Source organism: Streptomyces sp. NPDC033180, from assembly GCF_055577645.1.
Genome location: NZ_JBVIPU010000003.1, coordinates 201,500 through 216,462 on the forward strand (window position 1 = coordinate 201,500; position 14,963 = coordinate 216,462).

A 14,963-nucleotide genomic window follows, 5' to 3' on the forward strand; every position below is an offset into this window, starting at 1 on the left:
GATTCGTACGGAGGTCAGCGCCCTCTCAGCCCGGTGCTCCGAGCTCCCGCGATTGCAAAGGTGGCTCCACGCTAGCGTCATGTCGGGCGCGCTGAACAGAGGGCCCTCTCCGTTCTTGCGATGATCGGGCAGTGACCACCACACAGCCGCCGTCCCAGCCGCCCGTCCCGAACGTGCCTCCGGACCCGCATGGCCACTCCCACAGCCACGGTCCAGCCGCCCCCGTCTCCAAGCATCTGCGCAAGGTCATCGCCGCCGTGCTGATTCCTTTCGCCACGGCGGTGGTCGTGGGGCTCGCGGTGTTCTGGCCCGGTGGCGCTCCGGGCCACGAGCGCACCGGAGTCGGCTTCGACCGGCAGACCCAGTCGGCCGACGTGACGAAGGTGCAGGAGCTTCCCTGCAAGGACGTGAACGCCTCACAGACCCCGCCCAACGGCGACACCTCGACCGCCGAGGGACAGTCCGCGCAGTCCCGCGCGGAGGGCATCTGCAAGAAGGCCACGATCGAGGTGACCAGCGGCAAGGACAAGGGCCGCACCTTCACCGAGATCGTCCAGCCGGACTCACCGCGGCAGTTGCGCCAGGGCCAGCAGGTGGTGGTCGCCTATGAGCCCACGGCTCCCGAGGCGCTGCAGTACTCGGTCACCGACGTGAACCGGAAGTTCCCCATGGCGCTGCTCGCCGGGATCTTCGCGCTCGCCGTGGTCGTGGTGGGACGGCTGCGCGGTCTCATGGCCCTGATCGCCCTGGCGTTGAGCTTCCTGGTCCTGACGTTCTTCATCCTGCCCGCGATCCTCCAGGGCTCGAACCCGCTGGTCGTGGCGGTGATCGGGGCCAGCGCCATCATGCTGATCGCGCTCTATCTGTGCCACGGCCTTACGGCGCGTACGTCGGTCGCGGTCCTCGGCACGCTGATCTCGCTGCTCCTCATCGGCCTCCTCGGCTCGCTGTTCATCGGCTGGGCCTCCCTGACCGGCAACACGGACGACAACACCGGCTTGATCCACGGCCTGTATCCGTCCATCGACATGAGCGGTCTGCTGCTGGCCGGCGTCATCATCGGCTCGCTCGGCGTGCTCGACGACGTGACGGTGACGCAGACGTCCGCGGTCTGGGAACTGCATCAGGCCAACCCCACGATGGGCTGGCGCGGTCTGTACGGCGCCGCCATCCGCATCGGCCGCGATCACATCGCCTCGGTCGTCAACACCCTGGTCCTGGCCTACGCGGGCGCCGCGCTGCCCCTCCTTCTGCTCTTCTCGATCGCCCAGAGCAGCGTGGGCACGGTGGCCAACAGCGAGCTGGTCGCCGAGGAGATCGTGCGCACCCTGGTCGGCTCGATCGGCCTGGTCGCCTCCGTACCGGTGACGACCGCGCTCGCGGCCCTGGTGGTCTCGGCCGACCGCTCGACCCCCGCGGGCCGGACAGTGGCCGCGGGCGGGACGGCGAGCACGGGCGGACCCGGGAGCGGCGCCACCCCCGCCGCCAAGCAGAGCCGCGGCGGAAAGGGCCGCCGCCGCAAGGCCTAGGCAGGCCCTGGGCGCGGCCTTTGCCTGAGAGGCCGACGCGGACGGCGGCCCCGCACGGCCCGCACGGCCCGAGCGGCCGATGCCACGAAATGCACCAATCTGCCGTACTGGTGTGCCTCTTGGCTCGCGTGGGTCAGCCCGCGCTCTGCTCCTCGGCGAGGATCCGGTCCAGCGCTTCGTCCAGGTGCGTCTCGAAGTCGGCGAGCGCCCGCTCCTGCCCCAGCGGGACCAGCTTGTCCGTACGGTCGAGGAAGGCGAGCAGCGGCAAAATCCCCACCCGGAACAGCGCATGGTCCGGGCCGACCTGAAGCCGGATGAGCACCTCGTCAAGCAGCTCGGGATCGGTGGGGGCGATGTGCACATCCCCGTCACCGCATGCCCCGCCCACCCCGTCGACCAGCAGCTCACGCCCGAAGGCCCAGGTCACAGGGGCGTCTCCGGGGAGGTGGAAGGTCAGCCGTACGGCATAGGGATCGCCGGTTTCATAACGCAGCTCCACCGGGATGCGAAACGACAACTCCTCGGAAACTAGGAAGCTCATCATGACCTCTGCCTGGACCGACTCGTGCATCGCCGCCTACCCCGTCGCTAAAGCTCGACTGGCCAGGAACCAACTCCCTGACACTCATGGCATCTTGCTTAACGTACACATCAGATCACAAGGAGTGAGTTTTCAGATGCTGATAGAGAAGGCGAGTGTCCCCAACAGCTTTCCGATCTCATGCTGCAACTGCTCCGCGGCGGGCAGTAGCCGGTCCGCCTGATAGGCCGGAACGGAAATCGCTATTGTGGCCGCCGTGTTGCCCGCGGTGATCGGAATCGCGGCGCAGACCGTTCCCAACGCGTACTCCTGCCGCTCCACCACGGGCTTCATCCGGCCCATCGCGTCCAGGCGGCGGATGAAACTCCGGTCGTCACGGACCGAGTAGCGAGTGATCGACTGGACCGGATAGCGGGAGATGTGGTCCTGCCGCTGTTCGTCGTCGAGTTGGGCGAGCAGACATTGCCCGATCGCATGGGCGTGTCCGGTCTCGCGGAAGTCCGCCCACTCCTCAACCGCCGGATTCCCGGGCGTGTCCGCGACGCCCACGACCTCGATCTCACCCTCGCGGTAGACGGCGAAGTACACCGGTGCGCCGATGGCGTCGCGCCAGTGCTCCAGGGCCTCGTCGATCAAGCCACGACGATTCTGCTGCGCCCCGCTCGCACTCAGCCTCTCGGCCGCCTCGCCGAGCACGAACACGCCCTTCTCCCGCCGCAGATAGCCCTCGTGCGTCAGGGTGCGCAGCAGGTGATACGCCGTGGGCAGTGCGAGCCCGGCCTCCCGAGCCAACTGCTTGGCGGGCGCCCCCTCCTGATGGTCAGCGGCGGCCTCCAGCAGGCGCATCGCCCGCTGGACCGAGCCAATGAGAGTCGGCGCGGCAACACTTGACACCGAACCGGTCGGCGACGCCGCGTACGGAGGGTCGTTGGACGAGATGTCGGCGGGTGCGGCGTCAACCGTGGCCAAGGTTCACTCCCGAAACGCGTGGGGGCTCCGCCCGTGCCCGGGGATACACGGGTGGGAGCGCAGTGCGCCCGTACGCGGGGCTCACCCCGCGTCGGTTTTCGGACTCTAACCGTTGGCTGCCGGCCTAAGGCGCCGCACCAGGAAACTTCCCCCGCCCGAGCGAACTGTTGTGAGAAGTCACCAATCGCTGCGCGAAGAGGTCGAGCCGGATATGAACTTCCGTACGACGTAGATGAGTCCACCCACCAAGGCGACGAAAATCAGTGCCTTGAACAGGAGGCCGACCACGAATCCCACAACACTCGCTATCAAGCCGCCGAACACGACCAAGGCGATGACCGGCACCGCGATCCACTTCACCCACCACGGCAATCCCGAGAAGATCTCCTGCGCTGCCATCGTCCTTACCTCTCTCCGCATCCGTCCTACTTCTTGCATTCGATGCTAGGGCGGCGGAGGGCCCGACGGGGGCCTCGCACCCCTTGTCCTCCCCTGATCCGCCCCCTAGGGAACCCCGAGGTCGCAGCCCCGAGAAGTCAGCCCTGGGGCGTAGCGGATCAGCCCTGCAAGGGTCGGCAGCGCGGGACTCAGCCCTCCGGGGGCGAGAAGACGACGAGCACCCGCAGGTCCTCGCTGATGTGGTGGAACTTGTGGGCCACCCCGGCCGGCACGTACACCACGCTGCCGCGCGCGACTTGGGTGGTTTCCATGCCGACCGTGATCGCCGCCCGGCCGCTGACGATCATGTACACCTCGTCCTGCTGGTGAGGCTGCTGCGGATCGGACTCCCCGGCGTCGAGCGCGTACAGCCCGACCGACATGTTCCGCTCGCGCAGAAACTGCAGATACGCGCCGTCGTTCGCGGCACGCTCCGTCTCCAGTTCATCCAGCCGGAATGCCTTCATCGTCCTCGTACGCCCCTTGCCCCAGCCAGCGGTCCGACCGCTCTGGCCGTCCGTCTGCAACGATCAGACACATGAAGAATTTCGTAGTCAAGACGATCGCCAACGCGGCGGCCCTGGCCGTCGCCGTGTGGCTCCTCGACAAGATCACGCTGACCGGCGACAGCACGGGCAAGAAGACGCTCACGCTGATCGTCGTCGCACTGCTTTTCGGCCTGGTGAACTTCCTGGTCAAGCCGGTCGTGAAGGTGCTCACCTTCCCGCTGTTCATCCTGACCCTCGGCCTGATCACGCTGGTGGTCAACGCCCTGATGCTGCTGCTCACGTCGTGGCTGGCGGACAAGCTCGATGTGAGCTTCCACGTCGAGGGGTTCTGGACCGCCGTCCTGGGCGGCCTGATCATCTCGATCGTGTCCTGGGCGATGAACGTCGTCCTGCCCGACGACAAGGACTGAGCCCGCCCCGTGGCCTTCTCCGTGTGCTTCGTCTGCACCGGCAACATCTGCCGGTCCCCCATGGCCGCATCCGTCTTCCGCGCCCGGGTCGACGAGGCCGGGCTCGGCGGCCTCGTCGACGTGGACAGTGCGGGCACCGACGGCTGGCATGACGGGGACGGCGCCGATCCGCGCACCGTCTCTGTCCTGGAGGCAGCCGGTTACGAGAGCGATCACGTAGCGCGCCGTTTCCAGGTCTCCTGGTTCTCCCGGCTCGACCTGGTGATCGCCCTGGACTCCGGGCACCACAGGACCCTGCGCCGCCTCGCGCCCACACCGGCCGACGCGGACAAGGTGCGGCTGCTGCGCTCGTACGACCCCGTGGCCGCCGGGCTCGGCGACCTGGAAGTCCCCGACCCGTACTACGGCGACGACGAGGGGTTCGACATGTGCCTGAGAATGGTTCAGGCGGCGAGCGATGGCCTGCTCGACGCAGTACGCGAAGCAAGGGAAGGGCGGGCGGCATGACGGACTCCGCATCGATAGCCGCAGGCGCGGGAACGGGCACCGGGATGGGCGACGGCACGAGAGCGGTGCGGGCCGGTCTCCCCGAGCCGGTGAAGCACGAGCCGACCCTCCCGGGGCCGGTGTTCGCCGCACACTTCCACCTGCCGGGCGATCCCACCGGCCCGTACACCTACGGGCGGGACGACAACCCGACCTGGACGCTTCTCGAGCAGGCCATCGGCGAACTCGAGGCGCCGGGTGAGGGTGAGGGTGAGGGCACGGGCCGTGACGGAACCGCAGGCGCGGACGTCGAGACCCTGGTCTTCGCCTCCGGGATGGCCGCCATCTCGGCGGTGCTCTTCTCGCAGCTGCGCGCCGGTGACGCGGTGGTCCTGCCGGACGACGGCTATCAGGCGCTGCCCCTGGTCAGGGAGCAGCTCACCGCGTACGGCATCGAGGTGCGCACCGCTCCGACCGGCGGCGACGCCCAGCTCGACGTTCTGGACGGCGCCAAGCTGCTGTGGATCGAGACGCCGTCGAACCCGGGCCTCGACGTGTGCGACGTGCGGCGCCTCGCCGACGCGGCACACGCGCGTGGAGCCCTCGTGGCGGTCGACAACACCCTGGCCACCCCGCTCGGCCAGCGCCCCCTCGAACTCGGCGCGGACTTCTCCGTGGCCAGCGGCACCAAGATGCTCACCGGCCACGGCGACATCCTCCTGGGGTACGTCGCGTGCCGCGACGCGGAGTTGACCGCCTCCGTGCGGCGTTGGCGCAAGATCGTCGGGGCCATCCCGGGGCCGATGGAGGCCTGGCTCGCGCACCGCTCGCTCGCCACGCTCCAGCTGCGCGCCGAGCGCCAGAACGCCAACGCCCTGGCCCTGGCCGAGGCGCTGCGCGTCCGCGGCGAGGTGACCGGGCTCCGCTACCCGGGGCTGCCCGACGACCCGTCGCACAAGATCGCCTCGCAGCAGATGCGGCGCTTCGGGTGCGTGGTCTCCTTCACGCTGCCCTCACGCGCGCGCGCCGACCGTTTCCTCGACGCCCTGCGTCTGGTGGACGACGCGACGAGCTTCGGCGGGGTGCGTTCCACCGCGGAGCGGCGTGGACGCTGGGGCGGGGACGCCGTCGCGGAGGGCTTCATCCGCCTCTCCGCCGGGTCCGAGGACCGCAATGACCTGGTCGCGGACGTGCTGCGCGCGCTGGACGAGTCGGCGGACTGACGGCCCCTGCGTGCGTGCGGACCGCTCCCGACTAGTACCGGGCTACGCACAACGAACGGTCCGAGCCTCCCCCCTCGTGGCTCGGACCGTCCCGGTTCTGCGCGCTAAGAACCGCGCGAACCAGGCTAGTTGACTCTGTGTCAGTGTCCAATCACAGTAGCGACAGAGACCTATCGACATATTTATAGTTGGGCGCGGCCCGAGGGCCGGGAGGGGAGGGCATCGCCGTGGATCTGGCCCTGCTGCGCACGTTTGTGACCGTGCACCGGGCCGGGTCCTTCACGCGTGCGGCAGCCCTGCTCGGCCTGTCCCAGCCCGCCGTCACCTCGCAGATACGGACCCTTGAGCGGCAGCTGGGCCGCCCCTTGTTCCTGCGCCAGGCGCGCGGAGTGACCCCCACCACCATCGGGGACGAGCTCGCCCACAAAGCCGCCCCACATCTCGACGCCCTGGTGGAGATCGCCGAGACGGGGCTCGAAGAGGACTCTTCGGTACGCACCCTCCACCTCGCGGGGCCACCGGAGTTCACCGCGGCACGCGCGATGCCCGCCCTCACCACGCTGACCGGGCAGGACGGGCAACGCTTCGCGCTACGGGCTTCGTTCGGCAATGCCGAGGAGGTTCTAGAAGGGCTCTCGGCCGGGCATCACGACCTGGCCATCACCACCATCAGGCCGCGCGGCGCACTGCTCACCGCGACGCCGCTCTGCGACGAGGAGCACGTTCTGGTCGCGGGCCCGCGCTGGGCGTCCCACATCGGCCCCGGCAAGCTGCGTCGCAAGGGCGCGTCGGTGCTGGAGAACCTGCCCGTGGTGGAGGTGCACGAGTCGCTGCCGCTGGTCGCCCGCTACTGGGCCGCCGTCTTCGACACCCGTCCGGCCGCATCCGGCGCCGTCATTGTGCCGGACCTGCGGGCGGTGCTCGCCTGCGTCGCCGCCGGCGCGGGGCTCGCCGTGCTGCCGCGCTATCTCTGTGCGTCCGCTTTGAAGAGTGGCGAGGTCGTGGCCCTGCTGGACCCGGCGGTGCCCCCTCTGCGCACGTATTTCCTCGTCGTACGCACCGGCACGCTCGCGATGCCGCACATCGCGCGGGCGCACGAGTGGCTGCTGCATGCTGCCGTCGACTGGGCTTGAGCGGGACTCCGGCTGATTCACGATGTTTCACGTGGAACAGTCCGGGCCACATTCCTCCCATGACCGTCCGACCCGTGGTCAAGCGCACCGCACGCGCCGTCCTGCTCGATGGCGACGACCTGATCCTGATCAAGCGGACCAAGCCCGGCGTCGATCCTTACTGGCTCACCCCCGGTGGCGGTGTGGAGCCGGAGGACACGACTGTCGTCGACGCGCTCCATCGTGAGGTGCACGAGGAGCTCGGCGCCAAGATCTCCGACGTGGTGCCCTGCTTCGTGGACACCGTCGAGCACATCGGCGAGGACGGTGGCGCCACCGGCGTCAAAGTCCAGCACTTCTTCGTCTGCCGCCTGGAGTCCATGGACGCCTCGCTGCGGCACGGTCCGGAGATCGACGAGCCGTGCGGCGAGTACGAGATCGTCCACGTGCCCTTCACCCGGGTCGGGATCGCCTCCGTCCACCTCGTACCGCTGTCGCTGCGGCACTACCTGGACGGCAACATCGAGGGCGTACGCGCGATGCACGCCCCTGATCTGGGCTAGCCGGACGTACACCCCAGCACTGGACTAACCGGAGGTACGTCCCAGAGCCGGGCTAGTCGCCCGCGGCGACCAGTTCCTCCACGGAGTCGTGGCGGATGCGTCCTGCCGGGATGCCGACGTCCCGCAGCGCGTCCACCCCGCTGCGGATCATGCCGGGCGGGCCCGAGAGATAGGCGTCGTACTCGTTCCAGGGGCCGTACTCGCGCACGGCGTCCGGGAGTTGGGCGTGGCCGTCGACGACCGGGCGGACCGAGAGCCAGGGATGGGTCTGCTGGAGCCGCAGCATCGTGTCGATGTCGTACAGGTCGTGGTCGGTGCGGGCGCCGTAGAACACCTCGACCGGTCGCCGCTCACCGTGCTCGGCGACGTCCTCGACGAGCGCCTTGATGGGGGCGATGCCGGTGCCGCCGCCCAGACAGAGCAAGCCGCTGTCGGTGGTGTGGTCGACGGTCATCGAACCGGCGGGCGCCCCGAGGCGCAGCACATCGCCGGGGCGTGCGTGGTGCACCAGGGCGTTGGAGACCCAGCCGGCGGGGACGGCCTTCACATGGAACGAGAGCAGCCCGTCGGAACGCGGCGCCGACGCGAACGAGTAGTGCCGCCAGATCCGCGGCCACCAAGGCGTCTCCAGGCTCGTGTACTGGCCTGCCAGGAAGGGATAGGGCTGGTCGGGGCGGACGGTGACGACAGCGATGTCGGGCGTCCTGAGGTCGTGCGAGACGACCTCGGCGAACCACCAGGCAGGGGCACGCAGTTCATCCGCGGCGGCCGCGTCGATCATGATCTGGGAGATCGTCGTGTACGTCCGCACCCAGGCGGCCTCGGTCTCCTCGTCCCAGATCGCGCTCGCGTAGCGGCTGAGCGAGCCGATCAGGCACTCGCCGACGGCCGGATAGTGCTCGGGCCGGGTGCCGTATTTGCGGTGACCACGCCCGAGGTTCTTCAGATACGCGGTGAGTACGTCGGCGTGGTCGATGTGCTCGGCCGCGGTCAGCAGCGCCTTGAGCAGCCGGTCGCGCTGGGTGTCCATCGCGGCGGGGAACAGGGGGCGCAGGTCGGGGTGCCGGGTGAAGAGCAGCGCGTAGAAGTACGAGGTCACCTTGTCGGCGACGGGGCCTATTTCAGCCATCGTGCGCTGGACGCGCATCGCGTCGGGGGAACCCGTGGGGGAGGGCTTCCGCGGTTCCGGTACGCGCTCGGAGCGCGGCTCGGGGTGGGGTGCGGGGGCGGCCTGAGGGGCGCTGGGGGTCGGGGACTGGGGGGCGCTGCGGGGCGGGGCCTGAGGGGCGCTCTGCTGTACGGCCCGAGGCGCGCTCTGGGCTGCGGCCTGAGCGGGGGCCTGCGCTGCGGCCTGAGCGGGGGCCTGCGCTGCGGCCTGAGCGGGGGCCTGCGCTGCGGCTTCCCGGGCTGCCGGTATTCGTTCCTGGGCGGCGCGTTCGGGTTCGGGCGCGGGCCGGGCCTCCTGTTCGGGCGCAGCCGCGCCGGGCCTGCCCACCGGGCGTATCGCGGATACCCGACGTCCCTCGGTCGCCTCCGGCTCACCGGCCTCGGGCGGTGTCGGCTGCTCGCCGCCCTCCGACGGCTTCGGTGCCTTCCGTGGGGTGAACCACCCGCCTCCACCGCCGCTGTCGCCGGAAGTACCGTTGCCCGCCGACGTGGTGGTCGGAGCGTCCATGCTGTGCCTCGCCTCGAACATCTCTCAGTCGGTCCGTGCACTTCCCTGTAGGAAGCCGCTTACTTTCCCCGCTCTGCCTCGGCAGCCAATGTGGCCACATTGAACCTCGGATTACCGGACCCTACGGACAAGTAGGTAATAAATGTGACATTGCCCGCAGTCATCTCACCGCAGCGTCCCACCCCTTCGCGTCACACCGGTCGCATAACGGAAAGTTCAGGTCTTCGATCTCTTCGCCCCGTTAGGCTGCGTTGACCTCCGTCTGTGCCCCCAGGGATGCGCTGAGACGCACCCGGCGCGAACCGGACTCGACCATACCGGCAGCCGTCCGGCGCACAAGTCCCGCCGCCCTTCACCGGGAATTCAGCGACCGGCGCCCGCCAATTGCCCCAATTACCGGGCGCCGCGGACCAATTCATACGCCTTACGCAGATCACGCCCGACATAAGAGTGGGTGGCGAGCCCGACCAGCCGCTGATCCGCATTGACAGCGACCGAGACAGGCACCGCTCCGAACAGCTCCAGGTCCGAGAGCGAGTCGCCATAAGCGATGCAATCGGACCACCCCACCCCGAACTCTTCACAGAGCCGGTCCGCGATCTTCACCTTGGCCGCGGCATTGAGAATGCCCGTCGGATTCACCGGCTCCGTGAACGGCACGGAGGGGAAACGCGACCCGTGCGCCGCATGCGCACCCCAGCCCAGCAGCCGCTCCACGAAGAACGACGGCGACAGCGAGATCACCGCGCAGTAGTCGCCGCCCTCCCGGATCTCGGCCCAGGTTTCCCGGATTCCCCTCAGCCACGGCGCCCCGTCGAAGGCGGCGGTGACCTGTATGTCCGTGAGATCCGCCCACAGGGCGTGCACACGGGCCGCGTACTGCGGCGAGTCGATCCGCTGTGCCACGAAGTCCCGTTCCAGCTCGGCGATCTCCGCATCGAGGCCGAGCTGGCGCGAGATCTCCACGGGGGCCGCCGTGCCGTGCAGCAGCGTTCCGTCCAGGTCGAAGAGGTGAAGACGTGCCATGTACGCCGAGGCTAGTACCCGCGGTTACTCCCGCTGTAAGACGCCTTCCGTCGCCGCTCCCGGCAGCGTGTTTCACGTGAAACTAAGCCGCCCCGCTCGCCGGGCCACCCTCGTCGTCCATGTCATCGCCGCCGCAGGCTGGCTCGGGCTCACGCTCGGCCTGCTCGCGCTTGCTTTCGCGGCCATCACCACCGATTCCGCCTCGGTGACCGAGGCCGCCGCCCGCTCCATGAAACTCTTCGCGGACTGGCTGGTGCTCCCGCTCGCGCTGCTCACCCTGCTGAGCGGTCTGCTGCTGTCCCTCGGTACTCCCTGGGGACTCGCCAAGCACCGCTGGGTCTACACGAAGTTCTGGCTGACCCTGGCCACCACCGCCGCTTCGGCGTTCGCGCTGCGTCCGGGCATCAACGACACGGTCGCCACCGTGTCCGCCGGCGACCCGGTGACGGACCCGACCGGGCTGATCGCCGGCCCCATCGTCTCCCTGAGCGCCTATCTCTTCATGACGGTCGTCTCGGTGCTCAAGCCCTGGGGCCTGACCCGCCGTGGCCGGAAGCAGCGCGGCCAAAACAAACGTGCTTCTGCCCACAAACCGGTGGACGCCAAGGTCATGCGTCAGACAGCCTGAGCCGAGTGTCGACACCTACCCTCTCCGCTCTGCCCATCCGCCGGCTGACCCTCCGTGATCTCACCGCCTGCGCCGACCTGTCGCAGGATCGAGGCTGGCCACGCGAGGACCACAAATGGGGGCTACTGCTCTCGGCCGGTACGGGTTACGGCATCGACGACCCCGACGGCACCGGCCTCATCGCCGCCTGCGTGGTGACCGAGTACGGACCATATGAGCGCCCCGCCCTCGGAGCGATCGGCATGGTCCTCGTCGCCGAGCGACACGCCCGCAAGGGCCTCGGCCGCCGTCTGATGCGGTTCGTCCTCGAGGGGGCGGGCACCACCCCGCTCACCCTTCATGCGACGCCGGACGGCCGCGCCCTCTACGAGCAGCTCGGTTTCAAGACCACCGGCCGCGCCGAGATGGTCCGCGGCCGGTTCACACCCGGCGGCCCGCTGCCCGGGGTCGCCACCCGGCCGGCGACCGCGGAGGACCTGCCCGCGATCGTCCGGCTCGACACCGAGGTCTTCGGCCTCGATCGCACGCACGTACTCACCCGGCTTCCCGCCTTCGTCGACCAGCTGCGGGTCGCGGAGGCGGACGGCACGATCACGGGCTACGCGGGTGCCTGGCCGAACATGGAGACCCATGTCATCGGTCCTCTGATCGCCCCGGACACGGCGACGGCTCAGGCCTTGATCGCCTCGCTCGCCGCCGGCTCGGACCGGCCGCTGCGCACCGACATCGACGTACGCCACGAAGAGCTGCTCGGCTGGGTGAAGGAGCGCGGCCTCGCGCCGACCGCCTTCAATGCCGTGATGACGTACGGCACCCCCGAGCTGCCCGGCGACTGGACCCGTCGCTTCGCGCCGCTGACAGTCGCGGCCGGCTGACCGCTCGCAGAGGTCCGCCGCCGAACACGAGGCCCGCCCCCAAACACCGGATGGTTCTCGGTACTTGGGGGCGGGCCTTCGTCCTGTTCTCTCGCGCGGTGCCGTACTACTCACGCGGTGTCGTACTAGGCGAGGGCCTCCACCGCCGCCGTCGCGAACCCGTGGTCCTGCTCGGGCGCTCCGCCGCCGACACCGATGGAGCCGATCAGCCGGCCGTCACGGTGGACCGGAACGCCACCGGCGATGAAGAGCAGCGGCCGGTCGAGGGCGGTGGGCAGGGTGTGGAAGGGGCCCTCGGGCTTGACCAGGTCGACGAGGTCGGCGGTCGGGGCGTTGAGCTGGAGCGCCGTGTACGCCTTACGGGTGCTGGTCTCGCCGGAGATCAGTACGGCCCGGTCGTCGCGCCGGAAGGCGAGCAGATGGCCGCCCGCGTCAAGAACGGTGACGCTGACCGTGACATCGGATGCTTCGGCCGCGCGGCGGGCCGCGCTGACGAGCGCCTCGGCGTCCTGCGTGGTCAAGGGGGCGACGGCGGGGGTGGTGGTGCTCATGGGGTTTCTCCTTGTGCGGTGGTGCTGATGAGGGGGTCAGAGAAGGCAGTTGCCGGGAGGGCTGGAGGGATCAGTGGTGGACGGGCGTCGCCTGCTCGACGGGGGCCACGCCCGCGACGACCCGGCTCGGAGCGGTCGCGCGGCGCTCGAGCGTGGCCGAGACGACGGCCAGGAGGAGCGCGGAACCCGCGAGGACCGCTCCCACCCAGTTCGGGGCGGTGTAGCCGAGGCCCGCGGAGATCACGAGGCCGCCGAGCCAGGCCGAGAGCGCGTTGCCGAGGTTGAAGGCGCCGATGTTCATGGCCGAGGCGAGCGTGGGTGCGCCCGAGGCCTGGTCGAGCACCCTCTTCTGCAGCGGCGGCACGGTGGCGAAGCCCAGGGCGCCGATCAGGGTGATGGTCACAGCTGCCGCGATCTTGTTGTGCGCGGTGAGGGTGAAGAGGGCGAGCACGACGGCCAGCGCGCTCAGCGAGATGTAGAGCAGCGGCATCAGGGCGCGGTCCGCGAACTTGCCGCCGATCAGGTTGCCGGCGACCATGCCGAGCCCGAAGAGGACGAGAAGCCAGGTCACGGAGGAGTCCGCGTAACCGGCGACGTCCGTCATCATCGGAGCGAGGTAGGTGACGGCCGCGAAGACTCCGCCGAAGCCGAGGATCGTCATCGCCATGGCGAGCAGCACCTGCACGTTGCGGAACGCGGCCAGCTCGTGGCGCAGCCGTACGCCTTCGGGCTTGGGCAGGTCAGGAACGAGCTTGGCGATACCGGCCAGGCCGATGACGCCGAGCCCCGCGACGATGGCGAAGGTGGTGCGCCAGCCGAGGGTCTGCCCGACGAGCGTGCCGAGCGGCACACCGACCACGTTGGCCACGGTCAGGCCCGTGAACATCATGGCGATGGCCCCGGCCTTCTTCTCCGGCGCGACCAGTTCGGCCGCGACGACCGAGCCGATGCCGAAGAAGGCACCGTGGGCGAGCGAGGCGACGACACGGCCCGCCAGCATGACGCCGAAGACCGGGGCCACGGCGGAGAGCAGATTGCCCGCGATGAACAGGCCCATGAGCAGCATCAGCATCCGCTTGCGCGAGATACGGGTGCCAAGGACCGTCATCAGGGGAGCGCCGAGCACGACGCCGAGTGCGTAGCCGGTCACGAGCAGACCGGCCGTGGGGATGGAGACGCCGAAGTCACCCGCGACCTCAGGGAGCAGTCCCATGATCACGAACTCTGTGGTCCCGATTCCGAAGGCCCCGATCGCGAGGGCCAGTAGCGCGAGAGGCATGGTTCTACCTTCCAAAGGCGGTTGCAGGTGCGCTTAGCTTGCATTCACAATAGTTGCATACGCGGGTTACTTGCAACCGCTGGATATTGCATCGGTGGACTATCCTGGTCTGCAGCAGCTCCGGGACGGAGGAACAAGAGCCATGACAGCGACGGACCCCGCACTGACCGCCCTTGCGCAGGGCTGGTGCGCGCTCTCCCTGCTCCACGGGAAGATCGAGGCCCACATCGAGCGCGCCCTGCAGGCCAAGCACGGCCTGAGCGTCCGCGAGTACTCCCTGCTGGATGTCCTCAGCCGCCAGCACGACGGTGAGGGCGGCCATCTGCAGATGAAGCAGGTCGCCGACGCCGTCGTACTCAGCCAGAGCGCCACCACGCGTCTGGTCACCCGGCTCGAGGACCGCGAGTTGTTGTCCCGCTATCTGTGCCCGACCGACCGCCGCGGCATTTACACAGACGTCAGCGAGTTGGGCGCCGCACTCCTCGCCGAGGCACGCCCCACCAATGACGCCGCGCTGCGCGAGGCACTCGACGAGGCGGCGCTGAACCCCGAGATTGCCCCGCTGGTCAGGGCCGTGGAAGCGGTGCGGGTCCCGGCGTAGGTCCCCTGTGGCTTCGGAGTCGGCCCGCCCCGCCCGACAGGCGGTTGCCTGCATAGGCTGCGTGCATGGGAGATCTTGAGATACGCCCGGCTGTCGCCGACGACATCCCCGCCATCGTGGAGATGCTCGCCGACGACCCCCTGGGCAGTACGCGCGAGTCACCGGACGACCTCACTCCGTACCTCACCGCGTTCGAACGCCTCGCCGCGGACCCGAACCAGCACCAGGTCGTCGCCGTGCGCGAGGGACGCGTCGTCGGCACACTGCAGCTCACGATTGTTCCGGGCCTGTCCCGGAAGGGGGCGCTTCGGTCGATCATCGAGGGCGTACGCGTCCACGCCGACGAGCGAGGCGGCGGTCTCGGCACCCGCTTCATCGAGTGGGCCGTCGATGAATCGCGGCGACAGGGCTGCCAGTTGGTGCAACTGACCTCCGATGCCTCCCGCACCGACGCCCGCCGCTTCTACGAGCGGCTCGGGTTCACGGCATCACATGTGGGCTTCAAACTGCAGCTCTGAAGCTGCCGTTGACGGGCCGTACGCGCCGCT

At 69.3% G+C, this 14,963-nt stretch carries 18 protein-coding genes; 10 read left to right on the forward strand and 8 right to left on the reverse strand.

Annotation, left to right across the window (positions count from 1 at the left end; all coding sequences use genetic code 11):
- Positions 1–131: 131 nt before the first annotated feature.
- Complete coding sequence (locus ACZ5WE_RS11640) at positions 132–1,529, forward strand: YibE/F family protein (protein ID WP_467685500.1); 1,398 nt, start codon at positions 132–134, stop codon at positions 1,527–1,529.
- A gap of 133 nt (positions 1,530–1,662) precedes the next feature.
- On the opposite strand, the gene ACZ5WE_RS11645 is transcribed toward ACZ5WE_RS11640, so the two are convergent.
- From ACZ5WE_RS11645 to ACZ5WE_RS11660, 4 genes are all read right to left on the reverse strand, one after another.
- Positions 1,663–2,100, reverse strand: coding sequence for an SsgA family sporulation/cell division regulator (locus ACZ5WE_RS11645; protein ID WP_467685502.1), 438 nt, complete (start codon positions 2,098–2,100; stop codon positions 1,663–1,665).
- 102 nt (positions 2,101–2,202) lie between these two features.
- Complete coding sequence (locus tag ACZ5WE_RS11650) at positions 2,203–2,964, reverse strand: IclR family transcriptional regulator (RefSeq protein ID WP_467686233.1); 762 nt, start codon at positions 2,962–2,964, stop codon at positions 2,203–2,205.
- Between the two features lie 252 nt (positions 2,965–3,216).
- The gene (locus tag ACZ5WE_RS11655; RefSeq protein WP_249588932.1) at positions 3,217–3,438 is read right to left on the reverse strand and encodes a DUF5326 family protein; all 222 of its coding nucleotides are present in this window, start codon (positions 3,436–3,438) and stop codon (positions 3,217–3,219) included.
- 188 nt (positions 3,439–3,626) lie between these two features.
- The gene (locus ACZ5WE_RS11660; RefSeq protein WP_467685504.1) at positions 3,627–3,944 is read right to left on the reverse strand and encodes a cupin domain-containing protein; all 318 of its coding nucleotides are present in this window, start codon (positions 3,942–3,944) and stop codon (positions 3,627–3,629) included.
- A 71-nt stretch (positions 3,945–4,015) separates the two neighbouring features.
- Between ACZ5WE_RS11660 and ACZ5WE_RS11665 the strand changes: the two genes are divergently transcribed.
- The 5 genes from ACZ5WE_RS11665 to ACZ5WE_RS11685 all read left to right on the forward strand — a co-directional run bounded on the left by ACZ5WE_RS11665 (position 4,016) and on the right by ACZ5WE_RS11685 (position 7,780).
- Positions 4,016–4,396 (forward strand): phage holin family protein, encoded by a 381-nt coding sequence (locus ACZ5WE_RS11665; RefSeq protein ID WP_453691806.1) that lies wholly within the window; start codon positions 4,016–4,018, stop codon positions 4,394–4,396.
- A gap of 9 nt (positions 4,397–4,405) precedes the next feature.
- Positions 4,406–4,903, forward strand: a complete 498-nt coding sequence (locus ACZ5WE_RS11670) for a low molecular weight protein-tyrosine-phosphatase (protein WP_467685506.1) — start codon at positions 4,406–4,408, stop codon at positions 4,901–4,903.
- Positions 4,900–6,105: a cystathionine gamma-lyase gene (locus ACZ5WE_RS11675; protein ID WP_467685508.1), complete on the forward strand. Its 1,206-nt coding sequence runs from the start codon at positions 4,900–4,902 to the stop codon at positions 6,103–6,105. Before ACZ5WE_RS11670 ends, ACZ5WE_RS11675 begins: the two co-directional genes overlap by 4 nt.
- A gap of 227 nt (positions 6,106–6,332) precedes the next feature.
- On the forward strand, positions 6,333–7,238 hold the full coding sequence (locus ACZ5WE_RS11680) for a LysR family transcriptional regulator (RefSeq protein WP_467685510.1): 906 nt from the start codon (positions 6,333–6,335) through the stop codon (positions 7,236–7,238).
- Positions 7,239–7,297: 59 nt separating this feature from the next.
- Positions 7,298–7,780: an NUDIX domain-containing protein gene (locus ACZ5WE_RS11685; protein ID WP_467685512.1), complete on the forward strand. Its 483-nt coding sequence runs from the start codon at positions 7,298–7,300 to the stop codon at positions 7,778–7,780.
- A 52-nt stretch (positions 7,781–7,832) separates the two neighbouring features.
- Here the strand turns inward: ACZ5WE_RS11685 and ACZ5WE_RS11690 are convergent, their stop codons facing one another.
- A complete protein-coding gene (locus ACZ5WE_RS11690) occupies positions 7,833–9,455 on the reverse strand; it encodes a globin domain-containing protein (RefSeq protein WP_467685514.1) in 1,623 nt (540 codons plus the stop codon).
- A 393-nt stretch (positions 9,456–9,848) separates the two neighbouring features.
- Positions 9,849–10,481 carry an HAD family hydrolase gene (locus tag ACZ5WE_RS11695; protein ID WP_467685516.1) on the reverse strand — a complete coding sequence of 211 codons (633 nt, stop codon included), beginning with the start codon at positions 10,479–10,481 and terminating at the stop codon, positions 9,849–9,851.
- Between the two features lie 76 nt (positions 10,482–10,557).
- On the opposite strand from ACZ5WE_RS11695, the gene ACZ5WE_RS11700 reads away from it, so the two are divergent.
- Complete coding sequence (locus ACZ5WE_RS11700; RefSeq protein ID WP_467685518.1) at positions 10,558–11,109, forward strand: DUF2269 domain-containing protein; 552 nt, start codon at positions 10,558–10,560, stop codon at positions 11,107–11,109.
- A gap of 5 nt (positions 11,110–11,114) precedes the next feature.
- Positions 11,115–11,984 carry a GNAT family N-acetyltransferase gene (locus tag ACZ5WE_RS11705; protein ID WP_467685520.1) on the forward strand — a complete coding sequence of 290 codons (870 nt, stop codon included), beginning with the start codon at positions 11,115–11,117 and terminating at the stop codon, positions 11,982–11,984.
- A gap of 125 nt (positions 11,985–12,109) precedes the next feature.
- Here the strand turns inward: ACZ5WE_RS11705 and ACZ5WE_RS11710 are convergent, their stop codons facing one another.
- Both ACZ5WE_RS11710 and ACZ5WE_RS11715 read right to left on the reverse strand, forming a co-directional pair.
- Entirely contained in the window at positions 12,110–12,535 is a 426-nt protein-coding gene (locus tag ACZ5WE_RS11710) for a GlcG/HbpS family heme-binding protein (protein WP_467685521.1), read from the reverse strand.
- Positions 12,536–12,605: 70 nt separating this feature from the next.
- Positions 12,606–13,814: an MFS transporter gene (locus ACZ5WE_RS11715; RefSeq protein WP_467685523.1), complete on the reverse strand. Its 1,209-nt coding sequence runs from the start codon at positions 13,812–13,814 to the stop codon at positions 12,606–12,608.
- A 142-nt stretch (positions 13,815–13,956) separates the two neighbouring features.
- Here ACZ5WE_RS11715 and ACZ5WE_RS11720 point away from each other — a divergent pair, with 142 nt between their 5' ends.
- Positions 13,957–14,415 (forward strand): MarR family winged helix-turn-helix transcriptional regulator, encoded by a 459-nt coding sequence (locus ACZ5WE_RS11720; RefSeq protein ID WP_467685525.1) that lies wholly within the window; start codon positions 13,957–13,959, stop codon positions 14,413–14,415.
- Between the two features lie 65 nt (positions 14,416–14,480).
- Positions 14,481–14,933 carry a GNAT family N-acetyltransferase gene (locus tag ACZ5WE_RS11725; protein WP_467685527.1) on the forward strand — a complete coding sequence of 151 codons (453 nt, stop codon included), beginning with the start codon at positions 14,481–14,483 and terminating at the stop codon, positions 14,931–14,933.
- The last annotated feature ends 30 nt before the right edge of the window (positions 14,934–14,963 follow it).

What these genes read in the sequence shown, in the direction of transcription:
- ACZ5WE_RS11645 (WP_467685502.1), bottom strand. Translation starts at nt 2,100, where the DNA reads ATGCACGAGTCGGTCCAGGCAGAGGTCATGATGAGCTTCCTAGTTTCC.
- ACZ5WE_RS11655 (WP_249588932.1), bottom strand. Translation starts at nt 3,438, where the DNA reads ATGGCAGCGCAGGAGATCTTCTCGGGATTGCCGTGGTGGGTGAAGTGG.
- ACZ5WE_RS11660 (WP_467685504.1), bottom strand. Translation starts at nt 3,944, where the DNA reads ATGAAGGCATTCCGGCTGGATGAACTGGAGACGGAGCGTGCCGCGAAC.
- ACZ5WE_RS11665 (WP_453691806.1), top strand. Translation starts at nt 4,016, where the DNA reads ATGAAGAATTTCGTAGTCAAGACGATCGCCAACGCGGCGGCCCTGGCC.
- ACZ5WE_RS11675 (WP_467685508.1), top strand. Translation starts at nt 4,900, where the DNA reads ATGACGGACTCCGCATCGATAGCCGCAGGCGCGGGAACGGGCACCGGG.
- ACZ5WE_RS11685 (WP_467685512.1), top strand. Translation starts at nt 7,298, where the DNA reads ATGACCGTCCGACCCGTGGTCAAGCGCACCGCACGCGCCGTCCTGCTC.
- ACZ5WE_RS11690 (WP_467685514.1), bottom strand. Translation starts at nt 9,455, where the DNA reads ATGGACGCTCCGACCACCACGTCGGCGGGCAACGGTACTTCCGGCGAC.
- ACZ5WE_RS11695 (WP_467685516.1), bottom strand. Translation starts at nt 10,481, where the DNA reads ATGGCACGTCTTCACCTCTTCGACCTGGACGGAACGCTGCTGCACGGC.
- ACZ5WE_RS11710 (WP_467685521.1), bottom strand. Translation starts at nt 12,535, where the DNA reads ATGAGCACCACCACCCCCGCCGTCGCCCCCTTGACCACGCAGGACGCC.
- ACZ5WE_RS11715 (WP_467685523.1), bottom strand. Translation starts at nt 13,814, where the DNA reads ATGCCTCTCGCGCTACTGGCCCTCGCGATCGGGGCCTTCGGAATCGGG.
- ACZ5WE_RS11720 (WP_467685525.1), top strand. Translation starts at nt 13,957, where the DNA reads ATGACAGCGACGGACCCCGCACTGACCGCCCTTGCGCAGGGCTGGTGC.
- ACZ5WE_RS11725 (WP_467685527.1), top strand. Translation starts at nt 14,481, where the DNA reads ATGGGAGATCTTGAGATACGCCCGGCTGTCGCCGACGACATCCCCGCC.